Origin of the sequence: Methylobrevis albus, from assembly GCF_015904235.1 — a bacterium.
GTDB classification, from domain to species: domain Bacteria; phylum Pseudomonadota; class Alphaproteobacteria; order Rhizobiales; family Pleomorphomonadaceae; genus Methylobrevis_A; species Methylobrevis_A albus.
In genome coordinates this window covers 511,154-523,282 of sequence record NZ_JADZLT010000050.1, presented here as the reverse complement: position 1 = coordinate 523,282, position 12,129 = coordinate 511,154, and the positions used below count along the sequence as shown (strand labels likewise).

Annotated in this window: 8 protein-coding genes; 4 read left to right on the top strand and 4 right to left on the bottom strand. The window is 71.4% G+C overall.

Going from position 1 to position 12,129, the window contains the following annotated elements; all coding sequences use genetic code 11:
- Positions 1-10: 10 nt before the first annotated feature.
- Positions 11-3,454 carry a tubulin-like doman-containing protein gene (locus I5731_RS12120; RefSeq protein WP_197311636.1) on the bottom strand — a complete coding sequence of 1,148 codons (3,444 nt, stop codon included), beginning with the start codon at positions 3,452-3,454 and terminating at the stop codon, positions 11-13.
- 30 nt (positions 3,455-3,484) lie between these two features.
- On the bottom strand, positions 3,485-4,501 hold the full coding sequence (locus tag I5731_RS12115; protein ID WP_197311635.1) for a hypothetical protein: 1,017 nt from the start codon (positions 4,499-4,501) through the stop codon (positions 3,485-3,487).
- A 161-nt stretch (positions 4,502-4,662) separates the two neighbouring features.
- On the opposite strand from I5731_RS12115, the gene I5731_RS12110 reads away from it, so the two are divergent.
- Positions 4,663-6,024: a TAXI family TRAP transporter solute-binding subunit gene (locus I5731_RS12110; protein WP_197311634.1), complete on the top strand. Its 1,362-nt coding sequence runs from the start codon at positions 4,663-4,665 to the stop codon at positions 6,022-6,024.
- A gap of 7 nt (positions 6,025-6,031) precedes the next feature.
- Entirely contained in the window at positions 6,032-7,765 is a 1,734-nt protein-coding gene (locus I5731_RS12105) for a hypothetical protein (protein ID WP_197311633.1), read from the top strand.
- Between the two features lie 18 nt (positions 7,766-7,783).
- Here the strand turns inward: I5731_RS12105 and I5731_RS12100 are convergent, their stop codons facing one another.
- Together I5731_RS12100 and I5731_RS12095 are read right to left on the bottom strand one after the other, a co-directional pair.
- Positions 7,784-9,100, bottom strand: a complete 1,317-nt coding sequence (locus tag I5731_RS12100) for a nicotinate phosphoribosyltransferase (protein WP_197311632.1) — start codon at positions 9,098-9,100, stop codon at positions 7,784-7,786.
- Positions 9,101-9,280: 180 nt separating this feature from the next.
- On the bottom strand, positions 9,281-9,745 hold the full coding sequence (locus I5731_RS12095) for a M15 family metallopeptidase (protein WP_197311631.1): 465 nt from the start codon (positions 9,743-9,745) through the stop codon (positions 9,281-9,283).
- Between the two features lie 199 nt (positions 9,746-9,944).
- On the opposite strand from I5731_RS12095, the gene I5731_RS12090 reads away from it, so the two are divergent.
- Both I5731_RS12090 and I5731_RS12085 read left to right on the top strand, forming a co-directional pair.
- The gene (locus I5731_RS12090) at positions 9,945-11,219 is read left to right on the top strand and encodes a glycerate kinase type-2 family protein (RefSeq protein WP_197311630.1); all 1,275 of its coding nucleotides are present in this window, start codon (positions 9,945-9,947) and stop codon (positions 11,217-11,219) included.
- Positions 11,220-11,289: 70 nt separating this feature from the next.
- Positions 11,290-12,108: a FadR/GntR family transcriptional regulator gene (locus tag I5731_RS12085; protein ID WP_197311629.1), complete on the top strand. Its 819-nt coding sequence runs from the start codon at positions 11,290-11,292 to the stop codon at positions 12,106-12,108.
- The last annotated feature ends 21 nt before the right edge of the window (positions 12,109-12,129 follow it).

Genomic DNA, 12,129 nt, shown 5'->3' with positions numbered 1-12,129 from the left:
GCCGACGCCCTCATGCCGGCACCGGCGGCTGGGCCGCCTTGCGCACCAGCGCGCGCAATTCACGGGCGGTCTCTTCCCGGAGGCCGGCCGCCGCGGTGGCGGCGAAGGCGGCGGCCACCGCGGCGGCGTCGATGCGCTCGGCGAGGTCGGCGCGCCCGGGCGCGTCGAGCTGCGGCGCAAGCCGCCGCACCACCGTCTCGAGCAGTTGCCGGCGCCCCTGCAGCAGGACGAGACAGGCCGGCATCCGGGCTTCGACGTCGATGCGCGGCGTGCCGATCGCGATCACCTCGGAGAGCAGCGTCGGCCCGGCGAGCGCCGCGACCAGCGGATCGGTCGCGGGATCGGCGACGGGGGCGAGGCCGGCGAGGCGGGCCTGCCAGTCGGCAAGCACCGCGCGCTGCAGGTCGGTGCGCTCGCGGAACGCCGCCCAGAGCTCGAACGGATCGTGGGTCGCCGCGACCTGGTCGCGGATCGCCGGCATGCCCGGCGCCGCGACGTCGATCTCGGCGACCGGCCGGTCGTAGCTCGTCTGGCGGCTGAGCAGCCCCAGTCCGAGCGCGACGAGAAACGCCACCGCCGCGTCGAGCCGCTGCCGCAACTGCAGTTCGGGATGGATCTCCGGCAGGTGTCCGCCGCGATGCCAGTCGCGGTGGATATGCGGCGTCAGCACCGACGCATAGCGCCGCGTCGTCCCCACCTGCCGCAGCACCAGTTCCTCCGCGATCAGCCGGTCGATCCGCGCCGCGTAGGCGCGGTGGTAGGCGCCGATGCCGGCCTCGTTGACGTTGCCGCGCACCGGCGGCGGGTTGAACTTCGCGAGGTGCTCGATCGAGAGGTTGACCCGGCTGGAGACGCAGAGCAGCTCGGTGTCGGCGAAGGCCGCTTCCTCCAGCGGCTGGGTTCCCTGGTCGCCGCTGAACAGCACGTCGAAGCGGCCGTCGTCGCCGTAGTCGGCGCGCGTGCGCGGCGACATCGCCCAGAAGGTGAGGTTCTGGCCGCGGCCCGGGTCGTCGAGGGTGAGGAACGGCCGCGCCTGCGCCGCGGCGATGTCCACCGCCCGGCGCAGCAGTTCGCGCCAGTCGCCGGCGGCGTCGCTGCCTTCGAGGTCGGCCTCGCGGCGCGCCGCCTCGATGATCGGGAAGTCCCAGACGCGGCGCTGGTCGCGCCGGACCACCTGCGCGACGAAGCCGTCGATGACCGTCTCGGTGAACAGCGGGCCGAGGTCGGGGGGCCGCTTGGGCGCCCGCGCGCCCGACGCGGCGCGCGCCAGCCGGTAGAGCGCCTCGTTGAGGCGCCCGTTCGCCGCCTCGTCGAGCCGCAGCGCCGCCGTCTGGCGGCGCAGGTCGTCGAAGGCGGCGCGCTTGGCGGCCGGCGAGGCATGGAGGAACAGGTTGCCGCCGGTCGCCGCCCCCTGCACGACGTGGCGGTTCTCCGCGCGCTCGACGTCGTCACCGAGACGCTCCAGCACCTTGCCGATCTCGCCGAACATCCGGGCATAGACGCCGAGCAGGGTGTCGACCTCCTGCGCGAGCACGTCGAGCACCTTGGTGGTGATCGTCGCTTCGGCATAGCTGCGGATATGCGTCGCCGACGCATTGGCATAGTCGACGTAGGTCTCGATGAAGGTCTGCTGGCGCCGGCGCAGGCGGTCGAACAGCGACGGATCGGCATGGCGCCGGGCTTCGGTGAGGATCGCCGGGTTGGAGCGCGGCCGGCTGCGGTCGGCCCCGGCGGGACCGGCATCGGCCTCGCGGTCGAACAGCGCGCCGGCGTCGAGCACGAGCTTGCGGGCGGCGGCGGGGTCGGTGCGGCGGCGCAACTCGTCGATCGCGCGGGCGAGCCCGAACAGGAACAGCCGCGCCTGCACCGGATGCTGCCCGCCGGCGTGGAGGTAGAGCCCGAGATGGTGCGCCCGCAGCTCGCCGGCCGCGAGCGTGTCCTCGTTGGCGAACACCGAGATGGCGATGTCTTCCGGGCGGCGGATCAGCGCCGCGTCGACGGCGCGCAGATCCGCGTCGAGCATCGTCTCGATCTGGCGCACCTGCGTCTCCAGCCGGGCGAGCGGCTTCAGGTTGTCGGTGCCGAACGGCGGCCGGGCGCGGATGTCGGCGAGCGCCGTGGTCGCCCAGAACGAGTCGCGCACGAAACCGAGCAGCGCGCCGAGATAGATTTCCGTCAGCGGCCGCGCGGTCTCCTCGCCGTGCTGGTCGCGGCCCGTGACGACGAGGGCGGCGCGAATCTCGCCGAAGAACGGATGGCGCTCGCGCAGCGCCAGCTGGTCGAGGTCGCCGAGGAAGCTCTCGCCCTGCTGCGGTTTCGGCTCCAGCGTCGCCCCGGCGGCGCGCTGGTCGTCATAGGCGCGCAGCCGCTGCTGGTAACTGCGGTCGAGCCGCAGCCAGTCGCCGGTGATCATCTCGCGCGCAAGGCGCAGCACGAGATAGTCGGCGACCTCCTCGGCCGGGTAGATCACGCCGCAGATGCCCATCCCGGCGTACATGTTGCTGGTCTCGGCGGCGGCGGCGCCGAGCTTCGCCTGGGCGTCGTTGATCGTCCGGCTCGCGGTGCGGTCGCCGATCGGGGTGAAGATCTGCAGGAACACCGCCCGCGCCACCATCGCCTTGTAGTGCGCGATGTTGGGGCCGAGGTTGCCGCCGGTGACATTCTCGTAGTCGATCAGCGTGATGCTGCGGAACGGCAGCTCGCCGTCGGCGAGGAACAGGCCGGGGGCGAACTCGTACTGGAAGCCGCGCGCCGACGGGTGACCTTCGGCCCGGGCGATGGCGGCGTTGAGTTCGCGCAGGCTGGCGTAGCCGTTGGCCCGCACGTTGTCGATCTGGTCGACCCCCAGCCCGGCCGCCTTGATGAACACGTCCGGCAGCATGAACACGCCGGAGACGTGGATCTTGATGCCGCGCTCCTCGGCCTCGCGGCGGAGCAGTAGCGCGATCTGCACGAAGCTGCCCGAGCCGGTCGCGCCGGCGAGCGAGCCGGTGACGATGACGTTGACGACGCCCTCGAAGCGGGTGCGCGCGTCGTTCCGGGCGATCTGGGCGAGCACGGCGCCGAGCTGGCGCTGCAGGTTGCCGATCTCCTGCCGCGTATAGAGCGCCATGTGCGAGAACATGCGGATCTGCGCCGCGCCCTCGATCAGCCGCATGTTGAGCAGCGTGTCCGGCAGCGACTGCTGCGGCACGCTGAACCGCGCCTCGACCGAGGGATGCTTGCGCATGATCTGGTAGACGGTGTCGGTCGACGAAAAGCGGATCCGGTTGCGTTCCGGGATCGCGCCGCGCGCGGCCATGTCGCCCTGGTCGGTATCGAGGCCCATCACGGCGACGCGGGAGGCGAGTTCGCCGTGCGCGCCTGCGGCCTCGCTGTAGACCCGCTCCGCGATCTCGCAGCCGGTGCCGCCGATGCCGACGATCAGGGTGGGGCGCAATTCTGGAGCGGCCATGCGCAATGAGACCTCGGGCAGGGGATGGGATCAGGACGAACCGGACGGCGGGCCGGGCTGCGCGCCGGTGAGGAAAAAGCTCAGGAACAGCGACGAGCCGAACACCAGCGTGAACATCACCGGGATGAACGCGGCTTCGAGATAGACGAGGAAGAGATCGCCGACCGTCAGCCGCTGGCCATGCGGGGCGGTGGCCTCGACCCGGTGCTGCATCGCCGCCGCGATCGTGGTCGCGACCTTCTGCGACGCGGCCTGCAGCCGGGCGATATCGTTCTGCGACACCGTCGAGAGAAAGTCCCGCCGCTCCGTCGGCCGGAAGACGTGCAGCAGCGCCGCGTCGAGATCGCCGGCGCTGTCCTGCACCGCGGCGAGCCGGATCGGGGCGAGCACGAGGTCGCGCCGCCGCAGGCGCTCCAGGCGATCGGCGAGCTCCGTGAAGGCGGCGCGCGCCGCGGCGACGTCGCTCGGCGCGAAGGCGGTCGGCAGCAGGTAGGGCATGCTGTCGCGCAGCGGTGCGGTGAACGCCGGGCAGGCGGTCCAGGCCTTGCGGCCCTCGCTGAAGGCCATCGCAGCCTCCTGCGGCAGGGCGGCGAGCGCGGCGTCGGCCTGCGCCAGCTCCATCAGGCCGATCAGCGGGGCATGCGCCATGCGCAGCCGCGCGCCCGGAACGGGCGCGGCGTCCTCCCAGGCGTCCATCATCCGCACGGCGGCGCGCAGGCACGAGGTCAGCGGATCGAGCACCTCGCGGGCGACGATCCGCTCGCGCTCGGCGGCGGGCGGGTCGCCGACGAGCACGTGCACCGACCGCTCGACGACGCTGCCGCTGCGGAAATCCATCAGGTCGAAGAGGTTAGCCGCCGAGGGCTCGGGCCCGCCGCCACCGCGGTCGAGGATCGCGAACACCCCGGCGTGGTCGCGGATGACGAAGTCCTCATAGGCGATCTGGTCGCGTCGATCGGAAATGAACCAGCCGAAGCCGAGCAGAAACCCGATCACGACAACGGCGGTTCGGATCGCAAGGCCACGGTTGACGCGCAGGGTCTGCAACCATGGGCTGCTGCTAGGGGGGCGGCATGAGGCATCCGTGGCGTGGCGGGGGCGTGGCGACGAAGCGGGGTTGTCACGAGCAATAGCGTATTTTAGATTGCATTAATTGGCATCTTGCAACCATAAAGTTTGAGACGGCTGCCGTGAATGCGGGATTGGAAATGCAATCTGAAGTTGCCATTTTTTCAGGGGCATGGGCAGTCGTCGTCGCCGCCTGTCGGGCTGCCTGCGCCGGTATCGCGCTCACCGCCGCGCTCGCCTGCCTGGTGGCGACACTGCCCGCCGCGGCGCGCGAACCCTGGCGGGTGCCGGTGGATGATCTGCCGCGCGTCGTCTACTCGGACGCCGAGCGCCTCGACATCCACGATGCGCAGGTCGGCATCGTCACCGGCGCCCATGTCGGCAGCTATGCCGAGCTCGGCGACGACATCGTCCGCCTCCTCAACGACCGCGCCGGCCGCTCGCTGCGCATCCTCGCCGTGACCGGGCAGGGGTCGATCAACAGCGTCGACGACCTGCGCAACCTGCGCGGCATCGACTTCGCGATCGTCCAGTCCGACGTGCTCGAAGCCTACGAGGGGACCCCCGCCGGCGCCGAGCTTCGCCGCACGCTGCGCTACGTCAGCCGCCTCCACACCGAGCAACTGCATGTCCTCACCCGCACCAGCGTCGCCGGCGACGACGCCGTCGACGTCTGCGCCCTCGCCGGGCGCCGGATCACCGTCAACGTCGGAGGCCCGCGCTCCGGCACCGCGCTCACCGTGCGCACCATCATGCAGGGCATGCTCGGCCTCGACCTCGCCTTCGATCCGAGCACCTCGGGCAGCGAAGGCCTGAAGCAGCTCGCCGACGGCCGCGTCGACGCGCTCGCCTTCGTCGTCGGCAAGCCGGCGTCGCTGTTTCGCGACATTTCCCCCGAGGACTTCGACCGCCTCGGCCTGCGCTTCCTCGCCGTGCCGGTCGCGCGCCTCGAAACCGGCTGTGCCGGTGGTCCGCAGCCCGCGGTCCGGCTTTCCGGCACCAGCTACGAGGCGAGCGCCATCACCGCCGCCGACTATCCGGCGCTGCTCGCGATCGGCGAGGAGATCCCGACCATCGGGGTGCCGGCCGTGCTCGCCGCCTATGCCTGGCCCGAGGGCAAGGGCCGCTTCGCCCAGGCGCGGCGCTTCGTCGAGGCGCTGTTCGCGCGCGGCACCGCAGCGAGCGGCGGCTTTGGCGACGCTGCCCGCGGCTTTTCACCGAAATGGTGCGGCATCGATTTTGCGCGCGACGTTCGCGGGCTCGAGCGCTTTTCCGTCGCCGCCGATCTCGTCGCCGCCGCCGCTCCCGGCAGCCTGCGGATCGATTGCGCCGGCGCGACGAGGTCGCTCGCGCCGGTCGCCCCTGCGCCCGACTGCGGCAGCGAGGCTGGCGTGCTGAAGGCCTTCGCCGACTGGTACGAGACGCAGCCCGATCGCAGCACCGCGCCGGATCTCGTCGCCCGGGCCTACACCGACTTCCGCGCCCGCGTCTGCCGGCCTTGAGCGACGCATGCGGCCCCGCCCGGTCCAGACCTTCGGCTCCGCCCGCCCGCGCCCTGTCCTCTGGCGGGCGCTGTCTCTGGCGCTGCTGCTGCTCGTCGGCGACCCGGCGCGGCTGCACGCCGCCGAGCCCGATGAGATCGAGTATCTGATCTTCCTCGACGGACGCGCGCTGCCGCGGCCGGCCGAAAGGTCCGGTTCGACCACCGGCTGGCCGATTACCGAGAAGCTCCAGCACTATCTGATCCGCCGCGCCGCCGCCGCAGCCGGCCAGACCTCGGTCGTCGGCAGCCGTGTCGTCTTCATCCCCATGATCAATCATGGAAACTGGCCGCAGCTGGTGCTGGACGATCCGGACGATCCGCCGGATCGGGACGCCTGTACCCCGGGCAGGGCGTCGGCCATCCCCCCTCTGCCGTCCGCGATCGACCGGATCGTCGTTCGGGTCGGCTGCTTCATCGAGCGGGCGGCGCGCGAGGCTCCCGACGTGGACCGCGACCCGCCCCGGATCGAGAACATCGTCACCCGGATCGCCCGCATCGTTCGCGAACGGACGGACGTCAGCCGGGGGCCGCGCATCTTCTCCGTCCATCTCGTCGGCGACGACTGGCGGATCGGCACGGCAGCGCCGGTGCTCGGCGTGGCGCAGCAGCCGCCCGGCAACTTTCCGGCCGCGGACCTCCGCCGCTATCGCCTGTCGCGCGGCTGCTTCGTTGGCGAGGGGCTGCGACGGCTGCTGATCGAACCCGGATCCGGCCGCCCGCCGGCCGGGCTGGTGGTGAGCGTCGTCGGCCTCACGGTCGCGGGCGAGCGCGCGGCGACACCGGGTCTCGACGCCAATCTGGCGCTGGCACTCTGGGGTTCTCCCGACCCGGGCGAGGAGGTGCCGGTGTTCCGCGACTGGCTCGACTGCGGCGGCCCCGTCGGCGAACTCTCCGCCGCGGCCACGCACGACACCACCTGCCGCGCCGGCGAGCGCTGGGAGGCGCCCGACAACCAGCCCTATGTCGGTCACATCTGTCCGGCCCTGCCACCCGCGGCGCGGCGCGAACGGGTGGCCGCGGTACTCGCGCGCCAGGCCGCCCGCCTGACGTTCCGCGAGGCGCCCGAGGGCGAGGCCGTCGATCTGCCGGATGGCGCCGGAGCCGCGGCGGCCAAGGGCGACCGGGTGGCCGAAGTCGCGGTCTCGCCCCCCGCCGCGACGCCCCCCGCCGATCCCGCCGCGCCGCCGCCGGCTGCGGTTCCGCCCGCCGCCCCGCCTTCGTCCGACACGCCGCCCGCTGCGCCCTCCGCGGCGTGGGGGCCGGACATCGCGGCGGTGCCCCCCGCGGTCGCGTCGCCGGCGCGGTCGGCAGCATCCGGCGCCATGGCCACGATGCGCAGCGTCGCGCCGCGCTTCACGTCCAATTTCCGGGGCCGGCTGCGCGAGGCGGGCAGCCGGCGGCTGCGCGGGGATATCGAGGTGTTCGGCCGCCGGGTCGGCGGCGACGCGGCGGGAGGCCCGGTCCGGCTCGATGGCGCCTGGGGGCAGGGGCGGTGGTCCGGCGGCGGCGCCGCGCACCGGATCGAACTCAGCCTGCCGGCCGGGCTCGCCTGCCCGCCGGACGGGGTGTTGCGGCTGGTCCTCGAACTCGACGGCCGGCTGCTGACCGACGGCGCGGTCGACGTCGACCTCGCCGTCCCGCTCGCCTGCGATGGCCGGCCGCGGGTCGTCGACACCGGCGTCGCGGTCCGGATCGACTGACCCACCCGCCTCAGCGGATCAGACCAGCACCTCCTGCTTCACCATCCCCCGCGTGCCGAAGACGCGGCGGTAGCGGTCGATCTCGCTCTGCGGGCCGGTCGCCTTGGTCGGGTTGTCGGAGAGCTTCACGGCGGGCCGGCCGCCGGCCTCGATCACCTTGCACACCAGCGAGGTCGCCCTGAGCAGCGTCTCGTCGCCGTTTGGAATGCAGCCGCGGAAGTCGTTGGTGAGGTGGGTGCCCCAGCCGATCGGCACCGAGCCGATCTTGCCGCGGAAATAGCGCACGCAGTGCTCGATGCTGTCGATGTCCATGCCGTCGGAGAGGATCGCCACCTTGCCCAGCGGATCGCGGCCGCGCGCCTTCAGCCAGGTGATGTATTCCTCGACCGCCTCCACCGGCTCCTTCGAATCGGGGCGGAGACCCGTCCAGTCGGCGAATTCCTCCGGCGCGCGCTCGAGGAACTCGGTGGTGCCGAAGGCGTCGGGCAGGATGATGCGCAGGTTGCCGGAATAGAACGACGCCCAGTCGCGCAGCACCTCGTAGGGCGCCTCGCGCAGCGCCGCGTCGTCGGGGGCGAGGGCGGCGTAGACCATCGGCAATTCGTGCGCGTTGGTGCCGAGCGCTTCCAGGCCGAGGTCCATCGCGTGCTTGACGTTGGAGGTGCCGGTGAAGCTGTCGCCGATCCCCTCCATCATCGCCTCGATGCACCAGCGCTGCCAGAGGAAGCCGTGCCGGCGGCGGGTGCCGAAGTCGCCGACGCGCAGGGTGGCCTCCGCCTCGAGCTTGCGCAGCCGCTCGATCTTCGCCCACAGCTTCGCCTTGGCGCGGGCATAGAGCACGTCGATCTCGAACCGGCTCATCGTCTTCAGCACGGCGCGGGCTTTCAGCTCGCTCATGATCGCCAGCGCCGGGATCTCCCAGGCCGTCGCCTCGGCCCAGGTGCCCGAGAAGCGCAGCTCGAACTGGTCCTCGACGACGCGCAGCTCGTAGTCGGGCAGCCGGAAATCCTCGAGCCAGGCGATGAAGTCGGGCCGGAAGATCTGCTTGGTGCCATAGAAGGTGTTGCCGGCGAGCCAGATGATCTCGTTCTTCTGGAAGCGCAGGCTGCGGGCGTGGTCGAGCTGCTCCTCGAGGTCGCGCCGGTCGATGATCTTCGCGAGCGGCAGGTCGTGCGCCCGGTTGATCAGCTGGAACGTCACCTTCAGGTCGCGGTGCAGCGTGTGCGACATCTGCTGCATCAGCAGCTTGTAGAAATCGGTGTCGAGCAGCGTCCGGACGATCGGATCGACCTTGAACGTGTGATTGTAGGCGCGGGTCGCGACGTCGACGATCATCGAGGGTCCGTCTGGCGGGGCGGCGGGATGGTCCTGGACGACCCGCCGCCTCGCTGACGCCGTCCTTGCCCCGGCGTGCTGCCGGAAGAGGCAGGCCTGCGGCATAGTTGCTCAACTACAGTACTTTACCGCGGTGATCCATCACCGGGTTCCAAATCCTGCGACAGAACGCCCCCGGGGTCATGCGAGCTGGTAGTGCGGCCCGTCGAGGAAATCCTTGCCCGGGTGCCGCACCTGATAGGCGTTGACGTCGGCCGACAGCCCCAGCGCCGTCTCGGACAGCGTGTCGAGCTCCCGGTCCCACACCGCACCCCAGACGAGGGAAACACCGACCTCGATGCTGGCGGTGCGCACCGCCTCGGCGATCGGGTAGATCGCCGGCCATTCCCAGCGCAGCTTGCCGTTGATGAAGGGCACGAGGTCCACCGCGTGCCCATAGCCGTCATCCTGCAGAAGATGCTTGCTTTTCATCGTCTTCGACGCGCCGGCCTTCACCAGCGCGGTCTGCTCCTTCACCGTGCGGACGCCGTCGTGCACGCCGAAGTCCTGCGTGGTGATCTGGATCGCCCGCTCGACGACCCGAACCAGGTCGGGATGGACGCCGGCGAGTTCCTTGATGCTGCTTTTCCCGAGTGAAAAACCCATGTCATTTCCCCCCAGACTGCAACGGCGTGCTGGCCACGCCGAAACCCAGAGTGGATCTCGAGACGGCTATCTGCAATCTAAAAGTGTATAACGAGACGACCGCGTCTCCAGCTTGCCCCGACGCGACGAGACGCCGCTTGAGCGGCCCGGGCGCCTCCGCTTAAGTCCGGCCAGTATCTGCTTCGATGGGGGACGGGACTTGATCGACGATCCGCGCAGCTTCCTGACCGGCCTGTTCCACACCGCCGTCGCCGCCGCCGATCCCGACCGGATCATTGCCCGGCACCTGCCCGAGAAGCCGAAGGGCCGCACCGTGGTCGTCGGCGCGGGCAAGGCGTCGGCGGCGATGGCGCAGTCGTTCGAGAACGCCTGGGAGGCGGCCGGCAACGGCCCGCTCGAGGGCATCGTCGTCACTCGCTACGGCTATGCCCAGCCCTGCCGCCATATCGAGATCGTCGAGGCGGCGCATCCGGTGCCGGACGCGGCGGCCGGCGAGGCGGCGCGGCGCATCTTCGCGCTCTGCGAGAGCCTCGACGAGGACGACCTCGTCGTGGCGCTGATCTCGGGCGGCGGCTCGTCGCTGTTGTCGATGCCGCCCGACGCCGTCGGCGCCGAGGCAAAGCGCGCCGTCAACCGGATCCTGCTGCATTCGGGCGCCTCGATCCACGAGATGAACTGCGTGCGCAAGCACCTGTCGCTGGTGAAGGGCGGCCGGCTCGCCCGCGCCGCGCACCCCGCCCGCGTTGCGACGCTGGTGATCTCGGACATTCCCGGCGACAACCCCGCCCTGATCGCCTCCGGCCCGACACTGCCCGACGCCGCCGGCCGCGCGGAGGCGCTCGCCATCGTCGCGCGTTACGGCATGGACCTGCCGCCCGCGGCGCTCGCCTGGCTGAACTCGGCCGCCGCCGACGCGCCGCAGCCGGGCGAGCCCGGCTTTGCCCGCGACACCCTCGCCGTCATCGCCGCGGCCCAGATCTCGCTCGACGCTGCGGCGGCCGAGGCGCGCGCCGCCGGCATCGAGACCCACATCCTCAGCGATGCGATCGAGGGCGAATCGCGCGACGTCGGTCTCGTCCATGCCGCGATCGCCCGCCAGGTCGCCCTGCGCGGCGAGCCGTTCGCAAAACCCGTGCTGCTGCTCTCGGGCGGCGAGACCACCGTCACCGTGCGCGCCAAGGGCAAGGGCGGCCGCAACGCCGAGTTCCTGCTCTCCTTCGCGATCGGCATCGACGGCCTTGCCGGCGTCACCGCGCTCGCCGCCGACACCGACGGCATCGACGGCTCGGAGACCAACGCCGGCGCGCTCTGCGATGGCGACACCGTGCAGCGCATCTTCGCTGCGGGGCGCAATCCGAAGGAACTGCTGGCCGGCAACGACGCCTGGAGCGCCTTCGACCTCGTCGGCGACCTGCTCGTCACCGGCCCGACCCGGACCAACGTCAATGATTTCCGCGCGATTCTCATCCGCTGAGCGGAGAGGCGCCGAACCCGGCACCGCGCGTCGTCCCTCGCCCGACCGCCTCAAAACGGCATAAATCGCATTGCTTTGCGCCGGAACAATCTGCCCCACCTCGCGTTTTTGTACTCGCGAAAGGTCGGCTGGCATGATGGATCAGGGCGTGACAGAGCGGGTGAAACGGAAGCCGAAACTGGCGGTGCGCGTCATTGAAGCCTTGAAGCAGCGCATCGAGGTCGGCGAGTTGCAGCCCGGCAATCGACTGCCGCCGGAAACGGCGCTGGTGGAATCCTTCGGCGTCAGCCGGACGGTGGTGCGCGAGGCGATCACCGCGCTCGCGGTTGACGGCTACGTCGAGCCGCGCCACGGCGCCGGCGTCTTCGTGCTCGCACGCGAGATGTCGGTCTCGCCGATGCGGCTCGGCTCTCCGGCATCGCTGCTCGACTGCATGGAACTGCGCATCGCCGTCGAGGTAGAGGCCGCAGCGCTCGCTGCCGTTCGCCGATCCTCCGCGCAGGAGGCGGCGATCCGCGAGGCGCACAAGGCCCTGCACCGGCTCGGCGAGGACGGTCGCGAGGCCCGCACGCGTGCGGATGTCGAATTCCACCTCGCGGTCGCGAACGCCACCAACAACACCTGCTTCATCGACGCCGCGGAAATGCTAGCCCACCGAGTGATGCCGCTGCTGCGCCCGAACGGCGAGACGCTCGATCCGATCAACGGGGCCGGCGAATCCGGCCAGCGGGACGGCGAGCGCCTGCGCGCCATCGTCGAGGAGCATGCTGCGATCCTCGACGCGATCTCGGCCGCCGATCCGGCCGCGGCGCGCTCGGCGATGCGGCTGCACCTTTCCAACGCCGAACGCCGGCTGCAGCGCACCCAGGCCCTCGGTCTCGCGAGCTGATCCGGCTCGCGCGCCGATCGG

Bases quoted from the DNA above. Each gene is read 5' to 3' on its own strand.
- I5731_RS12095 (WP_197311631.1), bottom strand. From the start codon at position 9,745: ATGGGTTTTTCACTCGGGAAAAGCAGCATCAAGGAACTCGCCGGCGTC.
- I5731_RS12120 (WP_197311636.1), bottom strand. From the start codon at position 3,454: ATGGCCGCTCCAGAATTGCGCCCCACCCTGATCGTCGGCATCGGCGGC.
- I5731_RS12100 (WP_197311632.1), bottom strand. From the start codon at position 9,100: ATGATCGTCGACGTCGCGACCCGCGCCTACAATCACACGTTCAAGGTC.
- I5731_RS12110 (WP_197311634.1), top strand. From the start codon at position 4,663: ATGCAATCTGAAGTTGCCATTTTTTCAGGGGCATGGGCAGTCGTCGTC.
- I5731_RS12105 (WP_197311633.1), top strand. From the start codon at position 6,032: ATGCGGCCCCGCCCGGTCCAGACCTTCGGCTCCGCCCGCCCGCGCCCT.